The organism is Saccharopolyspora sp. NPDC049357, assembly GCF_040677225.1.
GTDB lineage: Bacteria > Actinomycetota > Actinomycetes > Mycobacteriales > Pseudonocardiaceae > Saccharopolyspora.
Genome location: NZ_JBFAQJ010000011.1, coordinates 1 through 25,468 on the forward strand (window position 1 = coordinate 1; position 25,468 = coordinate 25,468).

General features: G+C 69.2%; 21 protein-coding genes. 16 read left to right on the forward strand and 5 right to left on the reverse strand.

The genetic code is table 11. The features are described from left to right. Positions 1–128 precede the first annotated feature (128 nt). Positions 129–2,351 (reverse strand): molybdopterin cofactor-binding domain-containing protein, encoded by a 2,223-nt coding sequence (locus AB0J91_RS11650; RefSeq protein WP_363866944.1) that lies wholly within the window; start codon positions 2,349–2,351, stop codon positions 129–131. Between the two features lie 790 nt (positions 2,352–3,141). Between AB0J91_RS11650 and AB0J91_RS11655 the strand changes: the two genes are divergently transcribed. The 7 genes from AB0J91_RS11655 (at position 3,142) to tsaD (ending at position 9,584) form a co-directional block, all read left to right on the forward strand. Beyond that, positions 3,142–5,853 carry a nitrate- and nitrite sensing domain-containing protein gene (locus tag AB0J91_RS11655; protein WP_363866947.1) on the forward strand — a complete coding sequence of 904 codons (2,712 nt, stop codon included), beginning with the start codon at positions 3,142–3,144 and terminating at the stop codon, positions 5,851–5,853. Beyond that, positions 5,850–6,266, forward strand: a complete 417-nt coding sequence (locus tag AB0J91_RS11660; protein ID WP_132682647.1) for a roadblock/LC7 domain-containing protein — start codon at positions 5,850–5,852, stop codon at positions 6,264–6,266. Before AB0J91_RS11655 ends, AB0J91_RS11660 begins: the two co-directional genes overlap by 4 nt. 5 nt (positions 6,267–6,271) lie before the next feature. Further along, the gene (locus tag AB0J91_RS11665; RefSeq protein WP_132624548.1) at positions 6,272–6,643 is read left to right on the forward strand and encodes a DUF742 domain-containing protein; all 372 of its coding nucleotides are present in this window, start codon (positions 6,272–6,274) and stop codon (positions 6,641–6,643) included. Further along, entirely contained in the window at positions 6,624–7,223 is a 600-nt protein-coding gene (locus tag AB0J91_RS11670; protein ID WP_132676949.1) for an ATP/GTP-binding protein, read from the forward strand. Before AB0J91_RS11665 ends, AB0J91_RS11670 begins: the two co-directional genes overlap by 20 nt. Before the next feature lie 122 nt (positions 7,224–7,345). Then, complete coding sequence (gene tsaB / locus AB0J91_RS11675) at positions 7,346–7,984, forward strand: tRNA (adenosine(37)-N6)-threonylcarbamoyltransferase complex dimerization subunit type 1 TsaB (protein WP_363866950.1); 639 nt, start codon at positions 7,346–7,348, stop codon at positions 7,982–7,984. Beyond that, on the forward strand, positions 7,981–8,460 hold the full coding sequence (gene rimI, locus AB0J91_RS11680) for a ribosomal protein S18-alanine N-acetyltransferase (RefSeq protein WP_363866953.1): 480 nt from the start codon (positions 7,981–7,983) through the stop codon (positions 8,458–8,460). Before tsaB ends, rimI begins: the two co-directional genes overlap by 4 nt. Positions 8,461–8,531: 71 nt before the next feature. Beyond that, a complete protein-coding gene (gene tsaD, locus AB0J91_RS11685) occupies positions 8,532–9,584 on the forward strand; it encodes a tRNA (adenosine(37)-N6)-threonylcarbamoyltransferase complex transferase subunit TsaD (protein ID WP_363790407.1) in 1,053 nt (350 codons plus the stop codon). Between the two features lie 3 nt (positions 9,585–9,587). Here tsaD and AB0J91_RS11690 read toward each other — a convergent pair whose 3' ends face one another. Both AB0J91_RS11690 and AB0J91_RS11695 read right to left on the reverse strand, forming a co-directional pair. Continuing rightward, on the reverse strand, positions 9,588–10,160 hold the full coding sequence (locus AB0J91_RS11690) for an ElyC/SanA/YdcF family protein (protein ID WP_363866956.1): 573 nt from the start codon (positions 10,158–10,160) through the stop codon (positions 9,588–9,590). A 157-nt stretch (positions 10,161–10,317) separates the two neighbouring features. Beyond that, positions 10,318–11,892, reverse strand: coding sequence for an alkaline phosphatase D family protein (locus tag AB0J91_RS11695; RefSeq protein WP_363866959.1), 1,575 nt, complete (start codon positions 11,890–11,892; stop codon positions 10,318–10,320). A gap of 920 nt (positions 11,893–12,812) precedes the next feature. Between AB0J91_RS11695 and groES the strand changes: the two genes are divergently transcribed. Both groES and groL read left to right on the forward strand, forming a co-directional pair. After that, positions 12,813–13,103, forward strand: a complete 291-nt coding sequence (groES, locus tag AB0J91_RS11700) for a co-chaperone GroES (protein ID WP_145744409.1) — start codon at positions 12,813–12,815, stop codon at positions 13,101–13,103. Between the two features lie 120 nt (positions 13,104–13,223). Beyond that, positions 13,224–14,846, forward strand: coding sequence for a chaperonin GroEL (gene groL, locus AB0J91_RS11705; RefSeq protein ID WP_363866962.1), 1,623 nt, complete (start codon positions 13,224–13,226; stop codon positions 14,844–14,846). Positions 14,847–15,076: 230 nt separating this feature from the next. Here groL and AB0J91_RS11710 read toward each other — a convergent pair whose 3' ends face one another. Beyond that, positions 15,077–15,382, reverse strand: a complete 306-nt coding sequence (locus tag AB0J91_RS11710; protein ID WP_132622826.1) for a WhiB family transcriptional regulator — start codon at positions 15,380–15,382, stop codon at positions 15,077–15,079. Between the two features lie 238 nt (positions 15,383–15,620). Between AB0J91_RS11710 and AB0J91_RS11715 the strand changes: the two genes are divergently transcribed. The 4 genes from AB0J91_RS11715 to AB0J91_RS11730 all read left to right on the forward strand — a co-directional run bounded on the left by AB0J91_RS11715 (position 15,621) and on the right by AB0J91_RS11730 (position 19,740). After that, positions 15,621–16,709: a MerR family transcriptional regulator gene (locus tag AB0J91_RS11715; protein ID WP_363866965.1), complete on the forward strand. Its 1,089-nt coding sequence runs from the start codon at positions 15,621–15,623 to the stop codon at positions 16,707–16,709. A gap of 296 nt (positions 16,710–17,005) precedes the next feature. Next, positions 17,006–17,602, forward strand: a complete 597-nt coding sequence (locus AB0J91_RS11720; protein WP_029536209.1) for a response regulator transcription factor — start codon at positions 17,006–17,008, stop codon at positions 17,600–17,602. Between the two features lie 497 nt (positions 17,603–18,099). After that, positions 18,100–18,672 carry a sigma-70 family RNA polymerase sigma factor gene (locus AB0J91_RS11725; protein WP_093414059.1) on the forward strand — a complete coding sequence of 191 codons (573 nt, stop codon included), beginning with the start codon at positions 18,100–18,102 and terminating at the stop codon, positions 18,670–18,672. Beyond that, positions 18,673–19,740, forward strand: a complete 1,068-nt coding sequence (locus AB0J91_RS11730) for an anti-sigma-D factor RsdA (protein ID WP_363790396.1) — start codon at positions 18,673–18,675, stop codon at positions 19,738–19,740. Positions 19,741–19,987: 247 nt separating this feature from the next. Here the strand turns inward: AB0J91_RS11730 and AB0J91_RS11735 are convergent, their stop codons facing one another. Continuing rightward, positions 19,988–20,359: a DUF5319 domain-containing protein gene (locus AB0J91_RS11735; protein ID WP_132682682.1), complete on the reverse strand. Its 372-nt coding sequence runs from the start codon at positions 20,357–20,359 to the stop codon at positions 19,988–19,990. A gap of 287 nt (positions 20,360–20,646) precedes the next feature. Between AB0J91_RS11735 and guaB the strand changes: the two genes are divergently transcribed. The 3 genes from guaB (at position 20,647) to AB0J91_RS11750 (ending at position 25,423) form a co-directional block, all read left to right on the forward strand. Continuing rightward, entirely contained in the window at positions 20,647–22,158 is a 1,512-nt protein-coding gene (gene guaB / locus AB0J91_RS11740; RefSeq protein WP_363790394.1) for an IMP dehydrogenase, read from the forward strand. A 351-nt stretch (positions 22,159–22,509) separates the two neighbouring features. Then, entirely contained in the window at positions 22,510–23,640 is a 1,131-nt protein-coding gene (locus AB0J91_RS11745; protein ID WP_363866967.1) for a GuaB3 family IMP dehydrogenase-related protein, read from the forward strand. Positions 23,641–23,722: 82 nt separating this feature from the next. After that, on the forward strand, positions 23,723–25,423 hold the full coding sequence (locus AB0J91_RS11750; RefSeq protein ID WP_363866970.1) for a GMC family oxidoreductase: 1,701 nt from the start codon (positions 23,723–23,725) through the stop codon (positions 25,421–25,423). Positions 25,424–25,468 lie beyond the last annotated feature (45 nt).

The following is a 25,468-nucleotide window of genomic DNA, read 5'->3' on the forward strand; positions in this document are numbered from 1 at the left end:
CGCGCAGCACCCACAGCAGGGGCATCTCCGCGGGGACGTCGACCTCGACGTCCTTGCCGTTGACGGTGAACTCGTACTTGGGCATGTCGCTCGGGGACTCCTTAGCGGAAGATCTCTTCAGGCCGGAATCAGTAGTTGACCGGGAAGCTGCGCGGCTTGGTGCCGGTCGCGCGGGCGTAGGCGGTGGCGATCGCACCCGCGGACACCGGCACGCCCAGCTCGCCCACACCGCCCGGCTCGTCGGTGGTGGCCGGCATGACGTGGATCTGCAGGTCGGTGGGGGTGTGACGCTGACGCGCCCACAGGAAGTCCCCGAAGCTGCCCTCGCGCACCGCACCGTTGTCGATGTGGATGCCCGCCTGCAGCACCGTGGAGATCGCGTCGGTCAGGCCGCCCATCATCTGAGCCTCGATGCCGCGCGGGTTCAGCGGAACGCCCGCGTCGACGGCGATCACGGCCTTGGTGACCCGCGGCTTCTTCGGGTCGGTGGCGTTGATCTCGACCAGGCAGGCCGCGACCGACTTGAACTCCTCGTGCAACGAGATGCCCTGCGCGTGGCCCTGGGGCATCGAGCGGCCCCACTTGCCGTCCTTCATGACCTTCTGCAGCACGGCCTTGGCGCGGTCGCTCTTGGCGTTCTCCAGCCGGAAGTTCGCCGCGTCGGAACCGGCCTTCTCCGCGATCTGGTCGACGACCAGGTCCTCCGCGGTGCGGAAGGTCGCCGAGTGCACCGACCGCCAGCTGCCGGTGTGCACGCCCTCCAGCGGGTAGTCGCTCAGCGAGATCGTGGTCGCGCCGAACTCGTAGGGCACGGACTGGGTGAGGTTGAAGTACAGCTGCGCGGCCGGGAGCTTGCCGATCCCGGACTGCACGGCGGTCGAGGTGATCAGGTCACCGATGCCGTGGTTGAAGTCGGTCGAGACGCTGGCCATCTTGTGCGCCCAGGACCGCACCTTGCCGCTGCGGAAGGAAGCCTTCACGCGGTGGTGCGAGGCGGGACGCATCCGGCCGTGGCGGGTGTCGTCGTTGCGGGTCCACATCAGCTTGACCGGCTTGCCGATGGCCTTGGAGACCTCGGCGGCCTCGATCGCGGCGTCGTGGAACAGGTGCCGGCCGAAGGAACCGCCGGCGCGGGTGACGTGCACCTTGACGTCGAGGACGCCCACGGCCGCGGCGACGTCCTTCTGCGTGACCTGCGGGGACTGGGCGGGAACCCAGATCTCGGCGCTGCTGTCCTTGACGTCGGCGATCGCGTAGTTGACCTCCATCGGCGCGTGGCTGACGAAGGCGAAGTCGAAGCTCTCGTCGATCTCGTCGCCGTCGCTGTCGGAGATCGCGTCGTCGAGGCTGCCGGTCATCCCGGCCAGCTTCTCCTGGATGTCCGCCGACGACATGTCGGCGATGGGGCCCTGCTTCCAGGTGACGTCGAGCTTCTTGGCCAGCTCCATGGCCTGCCAGGTGTACTCGGCGCACACCGCGACACCGGTGGAGATCTCAGCGGTGCCCTTGAACCCGGGGGCGTTGCGGATGGCGGAGTCGTCGTAGGACTGGACCTCGCCGTCCAGCGTCGGCGGGCGGACCACGACGGCCACCACGGAACCCGGGATCTTCAGGTCGGAGACGAAGTGGGCCTGGCCGGTGACGATGGCGGCGGCGTCGGAGCGGGTGTGCCCCTTGCCGAGGACCTTGAACTCGTCCGGGCTCTTCGGCGTGGCCGGCACCGAGGGGGCGACCACCTTGGCGGCGTCCTTGGCCAGCTCGGCGAAGGTGGCCTTGCGGCCGCCCGGACCGACGATGCCGGTGCCCTGGGCCGTGAGGCCGCTGGCGGAGACGCTCCACTTCTTGGCGGCGGCGGTGACCAGCCGGGAACGCGCGGTGGCGGCCATCTGGCGCAGCGGCTTCCAGAACGTGCGCACCGACGACGAAGCCGCGGTGAACTGGTTGAACATCAGCTCGGGGCGGGCGTCGGAGAGCTCGACCACGACGTCCTGGGTGCGCGCGCCGAGCTCCTCGGCCAGCATCATCACCACTGCGGTGTTGAGGCCCTGCCCGGATTCGAGGCGCGGGAGCTCGAAGCGGACCTTGTTGTCCGCGGTGAACTCCAGCTTCATCAGCGCCATGGTCGGCGCGGTGGCGATCTCCATGAGGTCGCCGAAGTCCATGAGCCCGGAGACGGGGGGAAGTGGCAGCTGACCGGCGACCGGGCCGGGAGCGGCGGCGGCTTCGCCTTCCAGGACGAACTTGCCGGCGACGGTCAGCATCGGAGCCGCCGCGACGTAGGTGAGGAAGCGTCGGCGTCCCGTGCCGGGCGCCGGAGCGGCTTCCTCGTGAGCGGTGGCGGGGTGAACCATCCAAACTCCTCTCGCGCGCCAGCACTCAAATGGCCGACCGGGGACCATTCACCGAGCGGAAAAGACGTGCCGACGTACTCAAACAGGCCAAGGCAGGACTTGTCCGACTTCAGGTCCGTCGCTAACCCCGTGCGATGCGGAGGGGTGTGCACCGCGTCATCGAAAATTCATTTCCGGTCGCCAGGAGTAGTCGAATTGCGACGTTTGGCCGCGCCGTCACTTCCAGTGACCAGAAGCTATTCGAAGATGACTTTCCGGGGTTGTGTTGACTTCCTCTGGGGTCGGGGGAAATGGTGCTTGAAAAGTCGGTGCGGCCGGTTTTCACCTGCCAACGTCGCGAGAGCCTACCTGACGGTAAAGTTGGGTCTGAATCACCCTTTCAGCAGAGTTTTGACTACTCTGAATGGAGTAGTCGTGCGTAAGTCCGGACCAGTTCTGACCGGGTGGCCAATCAGTCGGAACCGGTACAGGACAGGCGGTCTCGCCCCTGGAGTTCTGAAGCAGTTCGCTGCGTGATGGGATAAGTCGCAATGCAATTCAGCATTGCCGAGCGCGTCTGCTAATCTTCCCGCGCATACTGCCCGACCAGCGTATATAACAATTGTGTCGATAGGTCCCAATAGCGCGTTGACCATGCATGACTGCAGTCCTAGGCTGCGTCGTCATCTGATGCGCCGGTGGGTCCGAAATTTTTCGGCGCACCCGCAGGCCCGGCCGTTTCGGGGTACGCAGGTCGGCGTGGGTTCTTCTTGCTGCGGCCAACCAACGGAGAAGGTTTGAGACGAGGTCCATGTCAACGCTGAAAAGCTCCTTCGCCTCCGGCACGATCAAGGCGCGCCTGCTGGCCATCGCACTCGTCCCGAGTGTCGCGGCCCTGCTCGTCGGCGTGGGCTTGTCCGGGTACCTGATCTTCCACGGCCTGAGCGTTCAGAACTACGTCGGCAGACTCGCCGACGCCAAGGACCCCTCGGCCCGATTCGTCGCGAACCTGCAGGACGAGCGCCAGCTGACCCTCGTCTACCTCAGCAACCGCAACGAGCGCCGCAACCTCGACGAGGTCCGCCAGAAGTTCGACGCCTCGCTGGCCGAGATGGACGGCGTCGCCGAGGAGTTCTCCGACGCCGTGCCGAGCGACGCGCGTGGCAACTTCGACGAGTTCCGCTCGCAGCTCAACACCGTCAAAGAGGTGCGCAAGCAGGTCGACGGCGGACCGGCCGAACTGGACGCGGTCTACAAGTTCTACAACGGCCTGTTCGACGCCTACAACATGAGCCTGCGGACCTACGTCCGGTACGCGCCGGACGCCCAGGTCTCCTACGAGAGCTCGGTGTCCGCCGACCTCATGGACGCGGCCGACGCCATGGCCCGAGGCCACGCGCTCGCGCTTGGCCGCACCTCGGTCGGCATGACCCCGGCGCAGTACCACGAGTACGCGCACCAGATCGGCGCCTTCCACGACAACCTGAACTCGCTGACGCCGCGAATGACGCCGGTCGAGGAGCAGACCTACAAGGACCTCCAGAAGGGCTCGGCCTGGACCCGCGTCGACGCGGTGCAGGACGCCATGGAGGTCGCCGGTGCCCAGGCCGCGGCCGGTCAGGTCATCAAGGTCCCGGTCAGCACCACCGACTGGATCAGCTCCACGCACGACCTGGCGCGCGAGCTCAACGCGCTGTCGACCTCGCACTACCAGTACGCGCTGGTGCTCGGTGGCGCCGTCGCCGGCGAGACGCTGCTGACCTCGGCGATCACCGGCGCGATCATCGTGCTGATCGTGCTGATCGTCTTCCTGATCGCCCTGCGGCTGGCGAACCTGCTGGTGCGACGGCTCAACAAGCTGCGCAGCGAGACGCTGGCGCTGGCCGAGCGGGAGATGCCGTCGGTCGTGGCGCGGCTGCGCAACGGGAAGCAGGTCGACGTCGAGCGCGAGGTCTCCTGGCTGCGCTTCGGCGACGACGAGATCGGTGAGGTCGCCAACGCCTTCAACGAGGCGCAGCGCACCGCGATCCGCGCGACCGTCGCCGAAGCCGAGACCCGGCAGGGCGTCCGCTCGGTGTTCCTCAACATCGCCCACCGCAGCCAGGTCATGGTCCACCGCCAGCTGCAGGTGCTCGACAAGGCCGAGCGCAAGCTGGAGGACCCGGACCAGCTGGAGCTGCTGTTCCAGCTCGACCACCTGGCCACCCAGTCCCGCCGGAACGCCGAGAACCTGATCATCCTCGGTGGTCAGCGCCCCGGCCGGCAGTGGCGCAACCCGGTTCTGCTGCACGACGTCGTGCAGGGCGCGGTCGCCGAGACCGAGCTCTACGCACGCGTCGAGATCCAGCAGCTGCCGGAGATCTCGGTGCAGGGCCGCGCGGTCGCCGACCTCGTTCACCTGCTTGCCGAGCTGGTGGACAACGCGACCTCGTTCTCGCCGCCGGAATCGCACGTCGAGGTCCGCGGCAACGTGGTCGGCAAGGGCATCATCGTCGAGATCGAGGACCAGGGCATCGGCCTGGAGGCCGAGAAGCTCGAGGAACTCAACCAGCTGCTGATCAGCCCGCCCGACTTCTCGGTGATGGCGCTGTCCGAAGAGGCCCGGATGGGTCTGTTCGTGGTCGCGCAGCTGGCGGGCAGGCACGGGATCAAGGTCACCCTGCGCGACTCCGCCTACGGCGGGATCCGGGCCGTGGCGCTGATCCCGAACCACATCGTCGCCGAGCGCGGTCCGCAGACCGAGCGTCAGGAACGCGTCGAGCAGAGCGGCTCGCAGCCCGCGATCGCGGCCGCCGAGCCCGAGACCCGGCCGAAGATCCCGCGCAAGCGCTGGATGGAGGGTCGGCTCGACCCGGACGTCATGCCGGACCCGATCGGACCGGACAGCCCGATCACCCCGCACAACCCGGTCGGCCACGAGACGGCCACGCAGCGCTGGACCCACCCGGGTGCCAACGGATCCGGGCCGGCCACCGGTGAAATCGGTGCGCCGAAGCAGAACCCGGCCGAGCAGCGTCGCCCAGCCGCGCCGCCGCGCCAGCCGGAGCCGCCGCGCCAGCCCGAGCCCCGGGTCAACGAACAGCAGCGTCCGGCGATGGGACGGCGGATCGCGCCGGAGACCCCGGCGAACATGCCGGGGCTGTCGTCGAACATGCCCAACGCGTCTGGTGAAATCCTCCCGACGGAGGTCGTTGCGAACGGAACCAACGGCTCTGGCCCGCCGAAGAGCGGTACCACGGCCGGGGTTTCGGTGAACACGTCGGTTTCCAGCTCGGCCGACAAGCCGCCGCTCCCGCAGCGTCGGCGCGGTCAGAAGGCCAATCTCGCGGCGCCGCTCCGCGCCCAGATCGACCAGAACCAGAAGCCGGAAGCCGCGCCGCAGCAGCCCGCTCCCAGCAGCGGTCCGCCGCGGACGCCCGACAGGTTCCGCAACAGCATGAACGCCTTCCAGACAGGCACCAAGCGAGCGCGCACCAACGACGTGAACAACGACGGTGCGCGGCCAGGAGGAAACGAGGCATGACGCTGAAGGCTTATAGCAAGGAAGTTGACTGGCTGCTCAACGATCTCGTGCAGCGGCTGGCCGGTGCGGACAAGGCCGCGTTGCTGTCCTCCGACGGTCTGCTGCTGGGCAAGACGCCGCAGCTCGGCCAAGCCGACGCGGAGCACTTGGCGGCGGTCGCCTCCGGTTTCCAGAGCCTGTCGAAGGGCGCGGCGCTGCAGTTCGACGGCGGTGAGGTCTACCAGACCGTCGTGGAGATGGCGAACTGCTTCCTGATGGTCACCGCGGCCAGCGAGGGCGCCTGCCTCGCGCTGATCGCCGCCGCGGACGCCGACCTCGGCATGATCGCCTTCGAGGCGAACCGCATGGTGACCAGGGTGGGCAACTACCTGAGCTCCGCGCCCCGTGCCGCCGGTTCTCCCCTTGATGTGTGAGCGCCATGTCAGGTGGGCGAGGATGGTTCGACGAGGATGCGGGACCGGTGGTGCGTCCGTACGCCCTGACCAAGGGGCGTACGCGGGCCACGAGCTACGAGCTCGACCTGATCACGCTCGTCGTGGCGCGCCAACCGCTGCCGCCGAACGCGCGTGCGCTTTCGCCCAACTACCAGCGGGTCCTGGCGGGATGCGGCTATCCGGTCTCGGTCGCCGAGGTCGCCGCACGAGCGGACTTGCCGCTGGGCGTGGTGAAGATTCTGATCAGTGACTTGATCGAGCGGGACTACGTGGTCTTCGGACCGGATTCGTCGCCGACGACCGGCCCGAGCCTCGACATGATGCAGAAGGTGCTGGATGGGATCCGCAAACTCTGAACAAGCCAGCCTCAACGCGGTCGCCGCGAAGATCCTCATCGCGGGCGGGTTCGGTGTCGGCAAGACGACCCTGGTGGGGTCGGTCAGCGAGATCGTGCCCCTGCGGACCGAGGAGACGCTGACCGAGGCGAGCGCCGGGGTCGACGACCTGACGGGCGTGGAGCGCAAGACCACCACCACGGTGGCCTTCGACTTCGGCCGCATCACCATCAGTTCCGACCTGATCCTGTACCTGTTCGGGACCCCGGGCCAGGAGCGCTTCTGGTTCATGTGGAACGAACTGGCCAACGGGGCGCTCGGGGCGATCGTGCTGGCCGACACCCGGCGACTGGACACCTGCTTCGCGGCGATCGACTACTTCGAGGGCCGCGGGCTGCCGTTCATCATCGGCGTGAACTGCTTCAACGGCACCCAGATCTACGATCCGGAAGAGGTCCGGCGCGCGCTGGACATCGACGAGAACGTGCCGATCATGCTGTGCGACGCGCGGCAGCGGGACTCCAACAAGCAGCTGCTGACGACCCTGATGGAGCACGTCATGGCCGTCACCCGCGCCAAGCAGCAGCACGCGATGCGCTGATCGTCCCCACGGGAGCTGGCCCCGGTGCGAGCCGGGGCCAGCTCGCACCCGGGGTGCGGTCGCAGCGGTGTCCGCTGCCCCGATGGACGTCCGTGACCAGCGCTGACGTACGCTGGATAGCTGTGCTCGTCATTGCGCTGGACACCTCGACGCCCGCGGTCACGGCGGGGCTGGTCGACCTCGACGAAGGCCGCCCGCGGGTTCTCGCCGAGCGCGTCACGATCAACCCGCGCGCGCACGGCGAACTGCTGATGCCACAACTGGTCGACGTCGTGGAGGAGGCCGGTCGCGGCTTCGCCGAAGTCGATGCGATCGTCGCCGGGATCGGACCGGGGCCCTTCACCGGCCTGCGGGTCGGCCTGGCCACCGCCGCCGCGCTCGGCCAGGCCTGCGACGTCCCGGTGCACCCGGTGTGCAGCCTGGACGCCATCGCCGCCGCCGCTGAGGTGACCGGCCCGCTGCTGGTCGCCACCGATGCGCGCCGCAAGGAGACCTACTGGGCCGCCTACGACGGCGCGACCCGCGTCGACGGCCCGCACGTCGCGCGCCCCGCCGACGTCCCCACCAGCGGATACGCGGTCGCGGCGGGGGAGCTGGCCGAGGACGTCGGCCTCGACGCCGTCGAACCGCGGTTCCCCACCCCCGCCGGGCTGGTGGCCGCCGCCGCGCTCGACGCCGACCCCGAGCCGCTGGTGCCGCTGTACCTGCGGCGACCGGACGCCGAGGCGCCCGGGAAGCGGAAGTCGGTGCTCACCCGGTGAGCGAGTCGGTCACCGAGGTCAAGGTCCTCAAGCTGCGGCGGGCCGACGTGCGCCGCTGCGCTCAGCTGGAGCAGGTGCTGTTCGACGGCGACGACCCGTGGTCGCAGTCGGCGTTCGCCTCCGAGCTGGACCAGGGCCACCACTACCTCGGCGCCTACCTCGGCGAACGGCTGATCGGCTACGCGGGCCTGGCGGTCAACGGCCGCCCGCCGCACGCGGAGGCCGAGGTGCACACCATCGGCGTCGACCCCGCGCACCAGGGACGCGGCGTCGGCAAGGCCCTGCTGCGCGGTCTGCTGACGCGCGCCGACGAGCACCGGGCGACGACGTTCCTGGAGGTGCGCACCGACAACGAGCCGGCGATCGCGATGTACCGCGACCACGGCTTCGAGATCGTCGGCCTGCGCCCGCGGTACTACCAGCCCTCGGGGGCCGATGCCCACACCATGCGACGCGAAGCCGTGGAGGCGTCATGAGCGACACTGTTGCTCCCCGCGCTCGTGTAAGCCGACCGGGTGCGGGTGCCCCGCATGACACTGGAGGCGTCATGAGCGACCGGATCGTTCTGGGGATCGAGAGTTCCTGCGACGAGACGGGAGTCGGTCTGGTCCGGCTCTCCGCCGACGGCCGCGTGGAACTGCTGGCCGACGCGGTCGCGTCCAGTGTGGACGAGCACGCGCGGTTCGGCGGTGTGGTTCCGGAGATCGCCAGCCGCGCGCACCTGGCCGCCATGGCGCCGACGATGCGCCGCGCGCTGGGCGAATCCGGGCTCTCGCTGTCCGATGTGGATGCGATCGCCGTCACGGCCGGTCCCGGCCTGGCCGGGGCGCTGATGGTCGGCGTCGCCTCCGCCAAGGCGTACGCGACCGCGCTCGACGTGCCGCTGTTCGGCGTGAACCACCTGGGCGGGCACGTCGCCGTGGACACCCTGGAGCACGGCCCGCTGCCGGAACGCTGCCTGGCCCTGCTGGTCTCCGGCGGACACAGCCAGTTGCTGCTGGTGGAGGGCGTCGGGGAGAAGATCACCGAGGTCGGCACGACCATCGACGACGCCGCGGGCGAGGCCTACGACAAGGTCGCCCGCATCCTCGACCTGCCCTACCCGGGCGGTCCGCCGATCGACAAGCAGGCCAAGCTCGGCGACCCGAAGGCCATCGCGTTCCCGCGCGGACTCACCGGGCCGCGCGACGCCAAGTACGACTTCTCCTTCTCCGGCCTGAAGACCGCCGTCGCCCGCTGGGTGGAGACCGAGCAGCGCGCGGGCCGGGACATCCCGATCCCGGACGTGTGCGCCTCGTTCCAGGAGGCCGTCGCCGACGTGCTCACCCTCAAGGCGGTTCGCGCGGCGCGGGACCACGACATCGACACCCTGGTGATCTCCGGTGGGGTGGCGGCGAATTCGCGGCTGTCGGAGCTGGCGCGCGAGCGCTGCGCGGCGGCCGGGATCACGCTGCGCGTACCGCGTCCCCGGCTGTGCACCGACAACGGCGCGATGATCGCCGCGCTGGGCGCGCACGTGCTGCACTCCGGCGCCAAGCCGTCGCCGCTGGACATGCCGGCGAACCCGGGGCTGCCGGTGCACACCATCGTCGTGCGGTAGGGGTCAGCGGGGCAGCCAGAACGCCTTGACGGTCGCGAGGACCTCGCGACGGGTCGCGCGCGCGTTGACCCGCCGCAGCCCGTCCGCGGCGGCGTCGTGGCCGACGCCGTGGGCGTCGATCCCGTGGCGTCGCGCCAGCGCGATCGAGCGCCGCAGGTGGAATCGGGTGGTCACCACGATCAGCGAGTCGTGCTCCTGGGCCGCCGTCCGGCACGAGGAGTAGGTGTCCACACCGGATTCGTCGAGCACCACGGCCTCGTCCGGGACCCCGCGCGCCCGCAGGTAGCGCCGCATCACCACCGGCTCGCTGTGCCCCCGAGACTCCGGCGACCCGCTGACGATGATCCGCCGGACCTTCCCGGCCCGGAACAGCTCGAACGCCACGTCCAACCGCCCCTGCAAGATCCGGCTGGGCACGCCGTCCCACCGAACCCCAGCCCCCAGCACCAGGGCGACACCCGTCGCGGGCACGTCATCGACCCGCCGAACGCGCCCGAAGCTCCGCCCCCAAGCCCACCCCAAGGGCAGCGCGATCCCCCCGACGACCACCCCGAAAACCACCCACACGGCACGCACACCCCAAGTCTGCCACCTCCCACCCACCCGCAGCCGACCCGAATACCCCGGTAATCCGGCCCCGAATACGGCGGTATTCCGGTCGAGAACCCGAATACCCCGGTAATCGGGGACCTGATCACCGGGGTAATCCGGGTCCGTCCGGTGCGGCTCGGGGTCAGGCGGGGTTGAGGGTGGGGTTGCCGTCTTCGACCGTGAAGGTCTTGGCGGTCTTGGCCGGGGCGTCCTGTTCGGACACCTTCGTCAGGGTCCGGTAGTCGGCCGTGAGCTGGGACTCGGTGAACTTCGTCCGGACGTAGCCCCGGCGGTTCGCGTAGTACTTCACGTGCGGGTTCTCGGCCAGGACGTCCTCGTTGGTGTCGTCGCTGCCGTCTCCGCCGCTGGTGATCGACGTGGTCACCAGCTCGGTGCCGACCGCGGGGGAGTCCGGGTCGTCGTGGGTGCGCTTGATCTCCGCCGCCCAGTGCCGGTGGACGTCACCGGTGAGCACGACCCCGTTGCGGACCGCGCTGTCGGCCATGGCGTCGGCGATGCGGTCGCGGTTGGCGACGTAGCCGTCCCAGGCGTCCATGTTGTAGCCCTCTTCGGAACCCGGGGTGAGGTCGATCTTGGAGAAGAACACCTGCTGCCCCAGCACGTCCCAGCGGGCCGACGTGCTGTTGAACCCGTCGATGAGCCACTGCTCCTGCTCGGCGCCGGTCAGCGAGCGGTTCGGGTCCTCGCGATCGTCGCAACCGGATTGGACGCCGTCGCCGCAGGCCTGGTCGCTGCGGTACTGCCGGGTGTCGAGCATGTGGAAGTTCACCAGCGAACCCCACGAAAGTCGCCGGTAAAGCTGGAGATCGATCCCGTTGGGCTTGGAACCCGAACGCAGCGGCATGTTCTCGTAGTACGCCTGGAACGCGGCCTCGCGGCGGTCGAGGAAGCCGTCGTCGGGCTTCTCCGGGGTCTCGTCGGCCCAGTTGTTCTCGGTCTCGTGGTCGTCCCAGACCACGACCCACGGCGCCGTGGCGTGCGCGAGCTGCAGGTCCGGGTCGGTCTTGTACTGCGCGTGGCGCTGCCGGTAGTTGGCGAGCGTGCGGGTCTCCGGTCCGAGGACCTTCCGGACGTCGTCGTCGGACGCGGCGTACTCGTACTGGTAGTCGCCGAGGTGCAGGATCAGGTGCGGTTCGTCCTCGGCCATCCGCTTGTAGGCGGTGAAGTAGCCCTCGCCGTAGTGCGCGCACGAGGCGAAGCACATGGTCAGCTCGCCGAGCGATCCTGCGGCCGGCGCGGTCCGGGTGCGGCCGACCGGCGAGATCGCGTCCTGCGCCTTGAACCGGTAGAAGTACTCCGCGCCCGGCCGGAGGCCCTCCAGCTCGACGTGGACGCTGTGCCCGAGCTCCGGCGCGGCCTGCGCCTCACCGGACTGCACGACGTCGCTGAACTTCTCGTCGGTGGCGACCTCCCACTGCACCGGCACGACCTTCTCGGGCATCCCGCCCAGGCCGTCGTCGTTGGTGGGTTCGGGTGCGAGCCGGGTCCACAGCACCACGCCATCGGACAGCGGGTCGCCGGAGGCGACGCCGAGAGTGAAGGGGTCGGCCAGCTTGCGCACTCCCGCGCCGGGCATCGCCAGCGCATTGGCCACGGCCGATCCACCCAGCGCGGTCGCGCCGAGGGCGGCGGCGCCGCCCAGCAGCACGGCGCGCCGGGTGAGTCGGCCGGGTAACGGAACGTTGGAATCGGACATCTCAAGCCCTCCAGGTCTTCCTGCGGACGCATCCGGAGTTCGACGGTGCTCGCCTGGCGAAGGCGAAAACTACCGACATGCCTGGAGGGTTTGGTGAATTGTCGGCAAAATCAGGCGACCGCACCAGTGCGGTCTGGTCTGAGTGGAGCCCGCATGCGCTGCAAGCGGCGCAGCCGCGAAATCCACCCTCGGGGCCGGCACCGCCGCGGGTTCTGAGACGCCGTCTGGGGAGGACGCCGCGACGCCGTGCATTGGCATGCATCAGGAGTGGCGCCCGGAGCCAGGCGGCGTCTCAGGTTCCGCTACCTGCACCGCTGCGCGAATTGGGCATTGAAGATCGGCTTGCGGCGTCGCTTACTTCGGACGCCAGCCGGATCGGGTCGGGGGGCCGGACGGACCAGGCGGGCGAGCGGGTCGGGGACGTCGCTCCCACGGCCGGTTCGCGGGCTTGGAGAGGGCTGGCATGCCGAGCAACCTAGGCCACCGGACACCGCAGGTGTGAACCACCTGGAGGCATTGGTGAGATTCCCCGCATGCCGATCTACCAGCGATGATCACTGTCCGCACAGCACAGGTCACGACTTCGCAGGTGGGCTGGGGTGCGGTGATCGACACCGCGTTCCGCCACTTTCGGTGATGCTGTGGCCCCGTTGGGTGAAAGAGGTCGAAACGGGGATCGCGGAGGGTTCGGTGCGGGTTGAATGAACCCCGCTCGTCGTGAGCTGTGAGCGGTGCCGTTGAATGCGCGAAGTCGCGTTCCGGCGTTCGGGTGAGCGGGTGGTTGTTGAGCGCTGGCACTCTCCTGGGTAGAGTGCTAGCAGCACGGCGCCAACGCGTCCCGGCACCCGCGACGACGGGGGGCAGCGGAGCCGTCATTCCCAGCCAACGCTTCGAAGGCCCCAGAAGGTGGAGGTCACACCGTGGCGAGCATCAAGCCGCTTGAGGACAAGATCGTGGTCCAGGCGAGCGAAGCCGAGACGACGACTGCGTCCGGCATCGTGATCCCGGACACCGCCAAGGAAAAGCCCCAGGAGGGCAAGGTCCTGGCAGTCGGCCCGGGTCGCATCGACGACAAGGGCAACCGCATCCCCGTGGATGTGAATGAAGGCGACGTCGTCATCTACTCGAAGTACGGCGGCACCGAGGTCAAGTACAACGGCGAGGAGTACCTGATCCTCTCCGCCCGCGACGTGCTGGCCGTCGTCAACTGACGCCAGATCATCGTGCGCCCACGCAGCGTGGGCACAGCCGCCCCGGCGGTCCCGACCGCGGGACCGCCGGGGCGGCTGCATGTTCGGGATCAGGCACTCATCTGAAGGGCTGTAGCAAAAATGGCTAAGCAGATCACCTTCGACGAGCAGGCGCGCCGTGCGCTGGAAAGCGGCGTCAACCAGCTCGCCGACGCGGTGAAGGTCACGCTCGGGCCGCGAGGCCGGCACGTCGTGCTGGACAAGCAGTTCGGCGGACCGCAGATCACCAACGACGGCGTCACCATCGCTCGCGAGATCGAGCTCGAGGACCCGTTCGAGAACCTCGGCGCCCAGCTCGCCAAGAACGTCGCGACCAAGACCAACGACGTCGCCGGTGACGGAACCACCACCGCGACCGTGCTGGCCCAGTCGCTGGTCCGCGAGGGCCTGCGCAACCTGGCCGCGGGCGCGAACCCGGCGTCGCTGAACAAGGGCGTCACCCTGGCCGCCGAGGCCGTGGTCGAGGCGCTGAAGGCCAAGGCCACCCCGGTCAAGGGCCGTGACAACATCGCCCAGATCGCCACCGTGTCCTCGCGCGACGAGGCCATCGGCGACCTGATCGGCGAGGCCATGGAGAAGGTCGGCGAGGACGGCGTCATCAGCATCGAGGAGTCCTCGACGCTGGCCACCGAGCTGGACCTCACCGAGGGCGTGCAGTTCGACAAGGGCTTCGTCTCGCCGCACTTCGTCACCGACGCCGAGCGCCAGGAAGCCGTCCTGGAGGACGCGCAGATCCTGCTGCACCGGGAGAAGATCTCCACATTCCAGGAGCTGCTGCCGCTGCTGGAGAAGGTCGTGCAGGACGGCAAGCCGCTGCTGATCGTGGCCGAGGACGTCGAGGGCGAGGCGCTGTCGACCCTGGCCGTCAACGCCGTGCGCAAGACCCTCAAGGTCGTCGCGGTCAAGGCTCCGTTCTTCGGCGACCGCCGCAAGGCGTTCATGGACGACCTGGCCATCGTCACCGGTGCTCAGGTCATCGCGCCGGAGCTGGGTCTGAAGCTCTCCGAGGTCGGTCCCGAGGTGCTGGGTGCGGCCCGCCGCGTCACCGTCACCAAGGACGAGACCACCCTGGTCGACGGTCGCGGTTCCGCCGCGGACGTCTCCGAGCGCGCCGCTCAGCTCCGCAAGGAGATCGAGGCGACCGACTCCGACTGGGACCGCGAGAAGCTGCAGGAGCGGCTGGCCAAGCTGGCCGGCGGCGTCGCGGTGATCAAGGTCGGTGCGGCCACCGAGACCGAGCTCAAGGAGCGCAAGTCCCGGATCGAGGACGCCGTCGCGGCCTCCAAGGCCGCCGCGGAGGAGGGCAGCGTGCCCGGTGGTGGGTCCGCGCTGATCCACGCCGCCAAGTCGCTGGAGGGCAACCTCGGCCTGACCGGTGACGAGGCGACCGGTGTGCAGCTGGTCCGCCGCGCGCTGGAGGCTCCGCTGTTCTGGATCGCCGCCAACGCCGGGCAGGAGGGCGCCGTCGTGGTGTCCAAGGTCCGCGACCTCGACTGGGGCTCCGGCTACAACGCAGCCACCGACGAGTACGGCGACCTGGTGCAGGCCGGCATCGTCGACCCGCTGAAGGTGACCCGCTCCGCGGTCGCCAACGCGGCCTCCATCGCCCGCATGGTGCTCACCACCGAGAGCGCCGTCGTGGACAAGCCGGAGGAGACCGAGGAAGCCGCGGGCCACGGTCACGGCCACGGCCACGGTCACTGACCAGAGCTGATCTGAGCGACTCGCCTCGCGCGGCGGTGCGGGTCGCTCAGCTGCGGCGAGAGGGAGCGACCGCGTCGCCCCCTTGACATGAAGATCGGGGCGGTACCCATGCCTGGGTACCGCCCCGATCTCTTTCGTCTGCGCCGGGAGCGAATGACGCCCCTCGTGCCATTCGTTCCCGGCCCACCTGACCTGCGGAGCTTCCCCCACCGCCGGTCATGGGCCTGGGGTCAGCCGGCCGCTACCGCCAGCTGGTGGCGCTTGCGCGCCTTGATGATCACTTCTCGTTCCGACTCGGACAGTCCTCCCCAGATGCCGTACGGCTCCTGGACCGCCAACGCATGAGTGCGGCATTGGGCTAGCACAGGGCAGTGCTGGCACACCTCCTTCGCCTTCGCCTCACGCCTCGCTCGTGCCGGACCTCGCTCTCCGTCCGGATGAAAGAAGTACGCGCTGTCCATCCCCCTGCACGAGCCCCGTATCTGCCAATCCCAGATATCGGCGTTCGGTCCTGGAAGACGTCGAGTGTCTGCCATTGCGACAACCACCTCCCACCGGTGGATCCCCTCCCTCGCTACGACGGGACCGCCGCAGCCTCGCATGATCCGACCGTAGAACCGAGTCAAAACTTGTTCAACCCCTTTCGCGTCAAAAGCTGTTCATCGTTGGTGTGATCCTTGGAAATGGGGTGATCGAAGTCCGACCGGCTTGCTCTCGGCGGGCGAGAACCGGAATATGTGCCGGGTGACGACGCGGCCTGAACCAATTGCGGGGGTGCACGCCCCCGACCCGCTCGGCGATTCACCGGCTGGTGATCGAGCGGACGCGTCGGAGACGTCAGCGCAGGAGCCGGAGGGGATCGGTCTGGACGACGAACCGAGGCTCAGCGTCGCCGCGGTCGCACGCAGGCTGGGCGTCGCGCCCGCCACGCTGCGCACCTGGGACCGCCGGTACGGCTTGGGTCCCAGCGATCACACCAGCGGCAGGCACCGCCGCTACGGGCCGGACGACATCGCTCGCCTGGAGCAGATGCAGCGCGCGCTGCTGCGCGGCGCTTCGCCGATGGAGGCCGCCCGCTACGCCCGCACGGTCGCGGCACCGCCTCCGCAGCGCCGCTCGGACGGTTCCTCGCCGGAGCGGGCCGAGATCGAGGAAGGTCCGCTGCTGCTGTCCGGCGTGCTCGACGGCGCCGATGACGAACTCGCCCTGGCCGGGGCCAACACCGGCGGCCGGGGCCTCAAGCTCTCCGGTGCCGGGCCGCGAACCCGCGGACTGGGCCGTGCCGCGCTGGCGCTGGACTCGTGGTCGGTGCAGCAGCTGCTGCTCGAGGCCATGGACGGCGACGGCGTGGTCCGGACCTGGCAGGCGATGTTGCAGCCGGTGCTGCGCGCGGTCAGCGAGCGCAGGCAGCGCTCCGGGACCGGTGTGGAAGTGCTGCAGCTGCTCAACGACTGCGCGTCGACCGCGCTGCGCTCGGTCATCGCGCGGGCCCCGAAGCCGGAGAACCCGCGCCCGGTGGTGCTCGCGCCGGTCCCCGGCGAGAACCAGGAGCTCGAACTGGTGGCGCTGGCCGCGGCGCTGGCGGCGAACCGGATCGGGCACCGGCTGTTCGGCGCCGCCCTGCCGCGCGAGGGCCTGGCCGCCGCTGTGAAGCGCTCCGCGCCGGCCGCGGTGGTGCTGTGGGCGGACCAGCCGTACTACGCGGCTCCGCGCGTCCTCGACGACATCCCGATCACCCGGCAGCGGGCCCGCGCGTTCGTCGCCGGGGCGGGCTGGTCGGCCGAGGCGCTGCCCGGCCACGTGGAGCTGCTCGGGTCGCTCGAGACGGCCGTGTCCCGGGTTTCCGCTACCGTCCTGGGCTGATTTGAGTACGATGTGACCCAAATCACAGAACCATTTGCGGGGTCGATCTCGATGTTCGTTCGGACGGGCGAAGTGATCGCCACCTTCTCAGCGATCGGGTGAACACCGCAGGTATGACCCGGGGTCGAGTCCTCTCAGGGGGTAACGATCGGGGCCTGCTCCGTTTTGGTGAATATCCCTCATGAGTGTCCGCGGCTCGAATTCTGGAGGGAATAAGCACCGGATCGTGTCAAGGTTTCGCCCCATGCGTCCGATAGGGGATGTGGAACGTCACTCGCCTGCAGGAAGGAGTTCCCGTGACGACGGTCTTGATCTGTGATGACCGACGTAGCGTCCGGGAAGGGCTCACTCGTGTGATGTCAGCTGTCCCCGGAGTGAGCCGGATCGATTGCGTCGCACATGGCGACGAGCTGTTGGCCCGTTTCTCGCGGCAGGCCGTGGACGTCGTGCTGGTGGGAACCCAGCGCGCCGTGCCCAACGGCGTCGAGGCCACGCGTCGGCTCGTCTCCGCGCATCCCCAAGCCAACGTGATCGTCTTCGGCGCCCCCGACGACGCGGCGAGCATCGCCGCGGCCATCGCCGGTGGTGCCCGCGGTTACCTCCGCTGGGACGCGTCCCGGCCCGAACTCGTCGCGGCGCTGGCCCACACGCTGGCAAGCACCTCGGTGCCCGCACCGCGGCAACCGTCCGACCCCGGCGTGCAGCTCACGGAGCGCGAGCTCCAGGTGCTGCGCGGCATGAGCCAGGGCAAGAGCAACGGCCAGATCGGCCGCGAGCTCTACCTCTCCGAAGACACCGTCAAGACCCACGCGCGCCGGCTGTTCCGCAAGCTCGGCGTCCGCGACCGCGCTCAAGCGGTGGCGCACGGGTTCCGCCGCGGTCTCGTCGCCTGAGCTGGTGACGAGGTGGCACCGGCACGGAGTTGGGGGACGCCGGTGACCGCCCGACGAGAGTGCCTTCCGGTGAGCTGACGCTTCGGGAGTGGCTGTGGCTCGCATCGCGCTCGCCCCCGCCGTGTTTCACGGCGATGCAGGGGGTTTCGTGATGTGAGCCATAGCCGCCTCCGGTCGGCCCGATTTCAGGTGCCGGCGGCGAGAACCTTCTCCACTCGGCCGTCGCCGCCGCCGCGCACCTACGCCGAGACGATGTGAAGATCGTCTCCGACCGCTGTCCCACGCACCACGACGATGTCGGTGGCCTGGACAAACACCGCCGGCCACAGCTTCTGGTAGATGTGGATGGGTGACGACGACGGCCCCCGACCCCCGGTCCCTGTTCTGCGAACGCCTCCTGCCCGGTACGGTGACCACGGCGCGGCGTGCGGTGCACGCGAAACACGCCGGGCAAATCCGAATCGCTTGAACGCGTAACACCAGGGCTGCTGTCTGCGATGACCAATGTGGGGGACGGGCTGGACGCTCTTGTAAGCGCCGCCGTCGACGGCGATCGTCAGTCGATTGAGCGCTTGCTGGCCGAAATCCGTCCTTTGGTGGTGCGGTACTGCCGCGCCAGGGTCGGACGAAACGAGAGGTCGTTCGCGTCAGCGGACGACGTCGCCCAGGAAGTGTGCTTGGCGGTGCTCACCGCGCTGCCCACTTACAAGGACCAGGGTCGTCCGTTCTTGGCGTTCGTGTACGGCATCGCCGCGCACAAGGTGGCTGATGCGCACCGTGCGTCAGCTCGCAACCGTTCAGAACCGGTCGCGGACATGCCGGACACCCCGGAGTCCGAGGCCGGTCCAGAGCAGCGGGCGATGCAGGGTGAGCTCTCGGGCAGGATGGCGCAGTTGCTCCAAATCCTTCCGGCCAAGCAGCGGGAAATCCTGCTGCTCCGGGTGGTAGTCGGGCTGTCGGCGGAGGAAACCGCCGAAGCGGTCGGCTCGACACCGGGCGCTGTGCGCGTAGCACAACATCGCGCACTGGCCCGGTTGCGGAAGACGCTGTCCGCGGAGGAGGTGGTCTGAATGGCTGAGCGGAAAGGGCCCGATGGGGAGCTGGGAGGCGAACCCGTCGAGGAATCCGCCCTGGAGCAGGACCGTTCGACCCATGCAGACGAGCGGGACGTAGCTCCTGCTGAGGGATCCGCAGGCGAGGGAACGGAACTGAGCGACAACCACCGGGACTCCGGCTCTGATGAGTCCGAGACCTCCCGCGAAGAGGCCGGCGCCGAGGTGCTGACCTTCCGCCCGCGCGGTGACGCGGGCGAGGAGCTCACCGACCTCGACGACTTCAGCGACGAACCGATCGACCTGGCCGCGCTGCAGGAGGACGACGCCCTCCTCGACGCGCTGGGCGGGACCAACCCAGACGTGCCCGTGACGGCCGACGGCGGCCCCAGCCTGGAACAGCTGCTGGTGGCGTGGCGTCAGGACGTCGACTCGGCACCGATCGGTGACCTGGTGGACACCGACACCGCCGTCGCGGCGATCGCCGAGGCCGGCCGGCCGCGCAGTTTCCTGCGCCGCAGGCACCTCGTCCCGGTGGCCACCGCGGCAGCGGTTCTGATGATCACCTTCACCGGCGTCGGCGTGGCCGCTCGCGATGCGCAGCCCGGCGACATGCTGTGGGGCGTGGCCCAGGTGCTCTACACCGATCACACGCGCGCGGTTCAGGCAGCCGCCTCGGCTCGCACGGACCTCGACACGGCCGAGAGCGCGGTGGACCGGGGCAACCGGATCGCCGCCGAAGAAGCGCTGCGCTCGGCCAAGGAGCACATGGCCAAGGTCGACGCCGAGAACGGGTTGTCCGAGCTCAGGGCCGCGCACGAGTCGCTGACCATGCGCATCGATCACGGTGGCAGCGGTTCCTCGCAGTCCTCGACGCCGACGACGACGCTGCCGCCGACCAGTCAGCCGTCCCCGTCCCAGCCGTTGCCGCCGCCCCCGGGCGTGCCGCCCACCGGCAGCACCACCCCGCCGTCGAGCACCACCGGCCCCACCTCGCCGACCACGTCGCCGAGCGAGACCAGCAGCTCGGAGAGCTCGTCAGGCGGATGGTTCTGGCCCAACCAACCGCAGACCTCAACGCCTTGATCAGGGAAGGACCCCTCTTTGAAAGAGGGGTCCTCCTTCTTGCGCCTTCTGCGTGGCGGTGCGGGTGGCGGAACCTCAGACGCCTTCCGGCTCCGGGATCCGAGACTTGAGTATGAACGGATACGCGGCGCTACGGCTGTCCTCGCCAGACGACGTCTGAGAACCCGCGGCGGTGCAAGTTGCTCAGGTGGGTACTGAGAAAGCACCTTCGGCGCTTGCCTGACGTGAACCGCGTAGGAGGGCGCCCTTAGAGTGCGCTTTCGCTCTCGGTCATTCCGTCTGCGTAGCCTCGGCAGTACTCCCAGGTGACGTACTGGCCCGGGTCCGGGTCGAAGGCCGGTTCGTGGGGGCGCATGCGGCCGTCGTGCAGGAGCTGGGAAAGACTGGAACGCAGCAGCTCCCAGTCGTGGTAGTGGCACTCTCCGCAGTCCGCGCAGTCGACCACGATGCCCCGAACGCCCCTGGGCTCCAGGAGTGCCTGGTAAACGGCCAGGTCGGTCAGGTCGGCGAGCAGCTCGGCGCGCTCCTCGTCGCCGAGCGGCGGGCCGTCCTCGGCGTCGTGATCACCGAGTGCCATGCTCGGATCTTCCGGGTCACCCGCGAACGGGTCTGGTGGCATCGGATCGTGCGGCACGGCCCGCACGGTACCGGGCGCATCGCCTGCGCGGGGCTCTCGGGGCGGGTTTCACACGCCTGCGACCACTGTCCGTGGTCTGGGGCACCCCTGCCGGGACGGGGCAACCGCGCCCTGACCTGTGGTCTCTATCATCTGGGGAATCCTCTATCCGGACACCGCGTTGCTACTCAGCACAGCTGATGCGCAGGACGCGATCGCCGTGGTAATCCCAGCAAGCCGCACCTTGAAGGTTTGTGGGCCATATCGTGAAGGAAGGCACATCCCTCGCCATGACCAGCGAACTCTCCGCACCCGGCCTCCCCTCGAAGTTCGCGACGCTGGGTCTGACCTTCGATGACGTGCTCCTGCTGCCCGACGAGTCGGACGTCATCCCGAGCGCGGTGGACACCTCGACCCAGCTCTCCCGCAACGTCCGCCTCCGCGTCCCGCTGCTGTCCGCCGCGATGGACACCGTGACCGAGGCTCGGATGGCGATCGCGATGGCCCGCCAGGGCGGCGTCGGCATCCTGCAGCGCAACCTCTCCGTCGAGGAGCAGGCGTCGCAGGTCGAGGTCGTCAAGCGCTCCGAGGCGGGCATGGTGACCGACCCGGTGACCTGTTCGCCCGAGGACACCCTCGCCGAGGTCGACGCGCTGTGCGCCCGGTTCCGGATCTCCGGTGTCCCGGTGACCGACCCCGACGGCACGCTGGTCGGCATCATCACCAACCGCGACATGCGCTTCGAGGTCGACTACACGCGCAAGGTGCGCGAGGTCATGACCACCGCGCCGCTGATCACCGCGCAGGTCGGCGTTACCGCCGACGCGGCGCTCGGCCTGCTGCGCCGCAACAAGATCGAGAAGCTGCCGATCGTCGACGGCGCGGGCAAGCTGCGCGGCCTGATCACCGTCAAGGACTTCGTCAAGACCGAGCAGTACCCGAGCGCCACCAAGGACCCCGACGGCCGGCTGCTGTGCGGCGCCGCCGTCGGCGTCGGCGCGGACTCGCACGAGCGCGCGATGGCTCTGGTCGACGCGGGTGTGGACGTGCTGATCGTGGACACCGCCCACGGTCACTCCCGCGCCGTGCTGGACACCGTCTCGACCCTGAAGAAGGAACTGGGCAACTCCGTCGACGTCATCGGCGGCAACGTGGCCTCCCGCGCGGGCGCGCAGGCGCTCGTGGACGCGGGCGCGGACGCGGTCAAGGTCGGCGTCGGTCCGGGCTCGATCTGCACCACCCGCGTGGTCGCCGGCGTCGGCGTCCCGCAGATCAGCGCGATCTACGAAGCCAGCGTCGCCTGCAAGCCGGCCGGTGTGCCGATCATCGGCGACGGCGGCATCCAGTACTCCGGTGACATCGGCAAGGCCATCGCCGCCGGTGCCAGCTCGGTCATGCTGGGCAGCCTGCTCGCAGGCACCGCCGAGTCGCCCGGCGACCTGGTGCTGGTCAACGGCAAGCAGTTCAAGGTCTACCGGGGCATGGGGTCGCTGGGCGCGATGCAGTCGCGCGGCCAGGCCAAGTCCTACTCCAAGGACCGCTACTTCCAGGACGACGTGCTCTCCGAGGACAAGCTGGTCCCGGAGGGCATCGAAGGCCGGGTCCCGTTCCGCGGCCCCCTGTCCCAGGTCGTCGACCAGCTCGTGGGTGGTCTGCGCTCCGGCATGGGCTACACGGGTTCCACCACGATCCCGGAGCTCCAGGAGGCCAAGCTGGTGCGGATCACCGCGGCCGGGTTGAAGGAGTCGCACCCGCACGACATCACCATGACGGTAGAAGCCCCGAACTACACGACGCGCTGATCGGCTGGTCGTTTTGCTGAGCGGTGCGGGTGGCAGAACCTGAGCGGCTCTCTGGGCTGCGGGTGCCACTCCTGATGCATGGCCAATGCACGGCGGAGTGGCCGTCCTCGCCAGAGAGCCGCTCAGAACCTGCGGCGGTGCCGGTTGCTCGGGTGGGTTGCTGAGGAAGCGGCTTCGCCGCTTGCCTGACGTGCGCTGCGTCGGGTTGCTGCTGCGGAGTGCGGCTTCGCCGCTGCCTGACGGTGTGAGTTGTGTTGTGCGCTGAGCGTGATCGTGGGACCCGGCCAGCGGGAGTTCTGGGCCTGCGGAGAGAATGTTTCGCTGGACATCCGCTGCTAGGAGGGACACACGGTGCGCGATCAGGTTGAGATCGGCATGGGCCGGACCGCGATGCGCGGCTACGACTTGGACGATGTCGAGATCGTGCCCTCGCGGCGCACCCGATCGTCCAAGGACGTGTCGCTGGCCTGGCAGATCGATGCCTACCGCTTCGACATCCCGGCGATCACGCATCCGACCGATGCCGTCGTCTCGCCCGCCTCGGCGGTGCGCATGGGCGAGCTCGGTGGTCTGGGCGTGCTCAACGCCGAGGGCCTGTGGGCCCGGCACACCGACGTCGAGGACAAGCTCGCCGACGTGGTCCGCCTCGCCGAGGAGAGCAGCGACCTGGAGGCGCCGATCGCGCGGCTGCAGGAGCTGCACTCCGCGCCGATCCGGCTGGACCTGCTCAGCGAGGCACTCAGGCAGGTCAAGGACTCCGGTGTCACCGTCGCGGCTCGCGTCAGCCCGCAGCACGCCGAGGAGCTCACCCCCGACCTGCTGGCCGCGGGCGTCGAGCTGCTGTTCGTGCAGGGCACGATCATCTCCGCCGAGCACGTGGCCCGCGACGGCGAGCCGCTGAACCTCAAGCGCTTCATCAACGAGCTGGACGTGCCGGTGGTGGCCGGTGGCGTCGGCGACTACCGGACCGCGATGCACCTGATGCGCACCGGTGCCGCCGGTGTGATCGTCGGCTTCGGCCAGTCCCGCGCGGCCACGACCACGCAGGTGCTGGGCATCGGCGTGCCGATGGCGACCGCGGTCGCCGACGCCGCCGCGGCCCGCCGCGACTACCTGGACGAGACCGGCGGCCGCTACGTGCACGTCATCGCCGACGGCGGGCTCTCCTACTCGGGTGACATCGCCAAGGCCATCGCCTGCGGTGCCGACGCGGTGATGCTGGGCGAGGCGCTCAGCGAGTCCACCGAATCGCCCGCCCAGGGCTACTACTGGACCTCCGCCGCCGCGCACCCGAACCTGCCGCGCAGCGAGATCGTCGGCTTCGCCGGGACCGACGCCGACCTGGAGAAGATGCTGTTCGGCCCGAGCAGCGACCCGTACGGAACGCTGAACCTCATGGGCGGCCTGCGCCGGGCCATGGCCAAGACGGGCTACCGCGACCTCAAGGAGTTCCAGAAGGTCGGTCTGATGCTGCGCGGGTGACGGGTTTTCAGCCCGAAACTCACCTCCCACACCCCGGAACGGGACTAGCTACTGACCAGTAGGTTCCTTTAGTCTGTCGCGCATGGCACAACGTGGTGATGGCGGTACCGATTTCGACGTGGTGGTGATCGGTTCGGGCTTCGGCGGCAGTGTTGCCGCTCTGCGCCTGACCGAGAAGGGCTACCGGGTCGCGGTGCTCGAAGCGGGTCGCCGGTTCTCCGACGAGGAGCTGCCGAAGACCTCCTGGGACCTGCGCAAGTTCCTGTGGGCCCCGCAGCTGGGCTGCTTCGGCGTGCAGCGGATCCACATGCTCCGCGACGTGCTCATCCTCGCCGGGGCCGGCGTCGGCGGCGGATCGCTGAACTACGCCAACACGCTCTACCGGCCGCTCAAGCCCTTCTACCAGGACTCGCAGTGGGCGCACATCACCGACTGGGAGTCCGAGCTGGCGCCCTACTACGACCAGGCCACCAAGATGCTCGGCGTGGTCGAGCAGCCCTCTGAGACCCCGCACGACGTGGTGATGAAGCAGGTCGCCGCGGACATGGGCGTGGCCGACACGTTCCACGCGACCCCGGTCGGCGTGTACTTCAACGAACCCGGCCGCACCGACGGCGACCCCTACTTCGGCGGGGCGGGACCGGCGCGCACCGGCTGCACCGAGTGCGGCGCCTGCATGACCGGATGCCGGGTCGGGGCGAAGAACACGCTGGTCAAGAACTACCTGTACCTCGCGGAGCGGGCCGGAGCGGAGATCATCCCGCTCACCACGGTCAACCGGCTCGGCAAGGGCGCCGACGGGCGCTGGCGGATCGCCACCTCGCGCACCGGCGCGAAGCTCAACCGCAGGCCGAAGATCTTCAGCGCCGACCAGGTCGTGGTCGCCGCCGGTACCTGGGGCACCCAGAACCTGCTGCACGGCAGCGTCGACAACGGCGACCTGCCGCGGCTGTCCAAGCGGCTGGGCAAGCTGACCCGCACCAACTCCGAGGCGATCATCGGTTCGCAGGTGAGCGAGGTCGACCCGGACCGCGACTTCTCCACCGGTGTCGCGATCACCTCCTCGTTCCACCCCGACGAGGACACCCACATCGAGCCGGTTCGCTACACCAAGGGCGCCAACGCGATGGGACTGCTGCAGATCCCCGCGACCAAGGGCGGTAACGGCTCGCGGTGGAAGCAGCTGGGACGGTTCCTGCGCGAGAACCCGCTGCTGTCGCTGCGGATGCTCTCGGTGCGCAAGTGGAGCCAGCGCACGGTGATCCTGCTGGTCATGCAGAGCCTCGACAACTCGCTGACCACCAGCGTGAAGCGGATGTTCGGCAAGCGGTTCCTGACCTCCGAGCAGGGGCACGGCGCGCCGAACCCGAGCTACATCCCGGCCGGTGAACGCGCCAACGACCTGGTCGCCGACAAGATCGGCGGCATCGCGGGCGGCACCTGGGGCGAGATGTTCGACATCCCGCTGACCGCGCACTTCCTCGGCGGCTGCGCGATCGGCGACAGCCCGGAAACCGGCGTCATCGACCCGTACCACCGCGCGTGGTCCTACCCGACGCTGTCGATCGTGGACGGCTCGGCGGTCAGCGCGAACCTGGGCGTGAACCCGTCGCTGACCATCACCGCCCAGGCCGAGCGCGCCTTCTCCCTGTGGCCGAACAAGGGCGAGCCCGACTCCCGGCCGGACCAGTCCCAGGGCTACCGGAAGATCGCCCCGGTCGAACCCAAGTCGCCGGCCGTCCCGCCGTCGGCCCCGGCGGCCCTCCGCCTCCCGATCGTCTGAGGTCACCCAGGTCATCGGATTTCAGTGGAAATCGGGTCCCGGATT

Bases quoted from the DNA above. Each gene is read 5' to 3' on its own strand.
- AB0J91_RS11665 (WP_132624548.1), top strand. From the start codon at position 6,272: ATGTCAGGTGGGCGAGGATGGTTCGACGAGGATGCGGGACCGGTGGTG.
- AB0J91_RS11750 (WP_363866970.1), top strand. From the start codon at position 23,723: ATGGCACAACGTGGTGATGGCGGTACCGATTTCGACGTGGTGGTGATC.
- groL (WP_363866962.1), top strand. From the start codon at position 13,224: ATGGCTAAGCAGATCACCTTCGACGAGCAGGCGCGCCGTGCGCTGGAA.
- AB0J91_RS11660 (WP_132682647.1), top strand. From the start codon at position 5,850: ATGACGCTGAAGGCTTATAGCAAGGAAGTTGACTGGCTGCTCAACGAT.
- AB0J91_RS11725 (WP_093414059.1), top strand. From the start codon at position 18,100: ATGACCAATGTGGGGGACGGGCTGGACGCTCTTGTAAGCGCCGCCGTC.
- AB0J91_RS11655 (WP_363866947.1), top strand. From the start codon at position 3,142: ATGTCAACGCTGAAAAGCTCCTTCGCCTCCGGCACGATCAAGGCGCGC.
- AB0J91_RS11710 (WP_132622826.1), bottom strand. From the start codon at position 15,382: ATGGCAGACACTCGACGTCTTCCAGGACCGAACGCCGATATCTGGGAT.
- AB0J91_RS11735 (WP_132682682.1), bottom strand. From the start codon at position 20,359: ATGCCACCAGACCCGTTCGCGGGTGACCCGGAAGATCCGAGCATGGCA.
- AB0J91_RS11650 (WP_363866944.1), bottom strand. From the start codon at position 2,351: ATGGTTCACCCCGCCACCGCTCACGAGGAAGCCGCTCCGGCGCCCGGC.
- guaB (WP_363790394.1), top strand. From the start codon at position 20,647: ATGACCAGCGAACTCTCCGCACCCGGCCTCCCCTCGAAGTTCGCGACG.
- tsaD (WP_363790407.1), top strand. From the start codon at position 8,532: ATGAGCGACCGGATCGTTCTGGGGATCGAGAGTTCCTGCGACGAGACG.
- AB0J91_RS11730 (WP_363790396.1), top strand. From the start codon at position 18,673: ATGGCTGAGCGGAAAGGGCCCGATGGGGAGCTGGGAGGCGAACCCGTC.
- AB0J91_RS11695 (WP_363866959.1), bottom strand. From the start codon at position 11,892: ATGTCCGATTCCAACGTTCCGTTACCCGGCCGACTCACCCGGCGCGCC.
- AB0J91_RS11670 (WP_132676949.1), top strand. From the start codon at position 6,624: ATGGGATCCGCAAACTCTGAACAAGCCAGCCTCAACGCGGTCGCCGCG.